This is a genomic window from Micromonospora echinofusca (assembly GCF_017614955.1).
GTDB lineage: Bacteria > Actinomycetota > Actinomycetes > Mycobacteriales > Micromonosporaceae > Micromonospora > Micromonospora echinofusca_A.
The window spans coordinates 1-2,208 of record NZ_WVUH01000591.1 but is presented as its reverse complement, the minus strand read 5'-3'; the positions used below and the strand labels follow the sequence as shown (position 1 = coordinate 2,208).

Below are 2,208 nucleotides of genomic sequence, written 5' to 3'. Positions count from 1 at the left end.
CCTCAACCCCGCCCACCCCGACGAGGTCGTCAGCGAGTACGCCCAGGCCGACCGCGACACCGCCCGTGCGGCCGTCGAAGCCGCCCGCCGCGCCCAACCCGACTGGGCCCGCCGGCCCGTCGGACAGCGGATGGAGATCCTGGACCGGATCGGCAGCACCATCCTGGGCCGGACCGAGGAACTCGCGGTGCTGCTCGCCCGGGAAGAGGGCAAACTGCTCACCGAAGCACGCGGCGAGGTCACCCGTGCCGGACAGACCTTCCGGTACTACGCCCACCAGCTGTTACAACCTCAGGGCGAGGTCTACGCCTCCACCCGGTCCGGGGTACACGCCGAGGTCCGCCGTCGCCCGCTCGGCGTGGTCGGCGTCATCACCCCGTGGAACTACCCACTGGCGATCCCGGCCTGGAAGATCGCCCCCGCGCTCGCCTACGGCAACACGGTGGTACTGAAGCCCGCCGAACTGGTCACCGCCTCAGCCGGAGAACTCGCCCGGATCATCACCGCAGCCGGCCTGCCACCCGGCGTGTTCAACCTGGTGATGGGGGCCGGCCGGGTGGTCGGCGAGGAACTGCTGACCTCGACCGGGATCGACGGCATCTCGTTCACCGGCGGCACCACCACCGGCACCCACGTCGCCCACCAGTGCATCACCCACGGCAACAAGCGGTTCCAACTCGAAATGGGCGGCAAGAACCCGCTGGTGGTGCTCGACGACGCCGACCTGGCGGTGGCGGTGCGCTGTGCCCTGGACGGCAGCTTCTTCAGCACCGGCCAACGCTGCACCGCGTCCAGCCGACTCATCGTGCAGGCCGGCATCCACGACCGGTTCGTCGAAGCCCTCGCCACGGCGACCGGCGCGTTGCGGGTCGGCGACCCGCTCGACCCCGCCAGCCAACTGGGCCCGGTGGTCAGCCCCGAGCAACTGGCCCAGAACCTCGACTACGTCCGGATCGGCCGGACCGAGGGCGCGACCGTGGTCTCCGGCGGCACCCACCAACCCGACGACGGGCAGTTCATGCGGCCGACCCTCTTCGCCGGCGCCCGCAACGACATGCGACTGGCCCGGGAGGAGATCTTCGGCCCGGTGGCCTGCATCATCCGGGTCGACGACCCCGACGAGGCGATCGACGTCGCCAACGACACCGACTACGGGCTCTCCGCCGGCATCGTGACCACGTCGCTGTCGGCGGCCGAACGGTTCAAACGCGACGCGCGGGCCGGCATCGTCAACGTCAACCTTCCCACCGCCGGCACCGAACTGCACCTGCCCTTCGGCGGCACCGGTGCCTCCAACCACGGTCCCCGCGAGCAGGGCGGTTACGCCCGGGACTTCTACTCCGTACCCGTGACCTGCTACACCGGCTGGTGAGGACCGACGTGACCCCGACCATCCTGCTCACCGAACCCATCGCAGCGGCCGGTCTGGCCCTGCTGCGCGCAGCCGGCGACGTCCACATCGCCCACACCACCGATCCGGCCGCCCTGGCCGGGCCGCTCGCCGACGCGGACGCCCTGGTGGTGCGCTCCTCACCGGTGACCGCCGGCATGCTCGAAGCCGCCCCCCGGCTGCGGGTCGTCGGCCGGCACGGCGCCGGCCTGGACGGCATCGACCTGGCAGCGGCCGACCGCCTCGGCATCGCCGTGGTGGCCACCCCGGGAGCCAACGCCGAGAGCGTGGCCGAGTTCGTCATCCTGGCCGCCCTCACCCTCGCCCGAGGTACCCCGGCGGCGGTGGCCGCGCTGGCCCGGGGAGACTTCCCGGCCGGCCGGTCGCTGCCGTCGGCGGTCGTCGCGGCCGGGCTGACCGGGACCATGCTGACCGGGCGGACCCTCGGCGTGGTGGGGCTCGGCGCGATCGGCCGGGGCGTCGCCGCCCGCGCCCGGGCACTGGGCATGACCGTGGTCGGCTACGACGTCGCGGTCACCGCCGCACCCCCCGGCGTGCGCCTGGTCGAGCTGGACACCCTGCTGCGCACCGCCGACGTGGTGAGCCTGCACGTGCCCCAGACCCCGCAGACCACCGGACTGCTCGACGCCGCCGCCCTGACCCGGATGCGCCCGGACGCCCTGCTGGTCAACACCGCGCGCGCCGGGGTCGTCGACCACACCGCCGTGCTCGCCGCACTCGACGCCGGGCGGTTGCGCGGCTACGCGGTTGACGTCTTCGCCCCCGAACCACCCGACCCCGACGACCCGCTGCTGCAC

At 73.2% G+C, this 2,208-nt stretch carries 2 protein-coding genes; both read left to right on the top strand.

Going from position 1 to position 2,208, the window contains the following annotated elements; all coding sequences use genetic code 11:
* On the top strand, nucleotides 1-1,372 hold a 1,372-nt coding region (locus GSF22_RS33065; protein WP_208817836.1), incomplete at its 5' end, for an aldehyde dehydrogenase family protein.
* A partial coding sequence (locus GSF22_RS33060; protein WP_307804511.1) for an NAD(P)-dependent oxidoreductase occupies nucleotides 1,369-2,208 on the top strand: 840 nt, incomplete at its 3' end. The genes GSF22_RS33065 and GSF22_RS33060, both read left to right, overlap by 4 nt.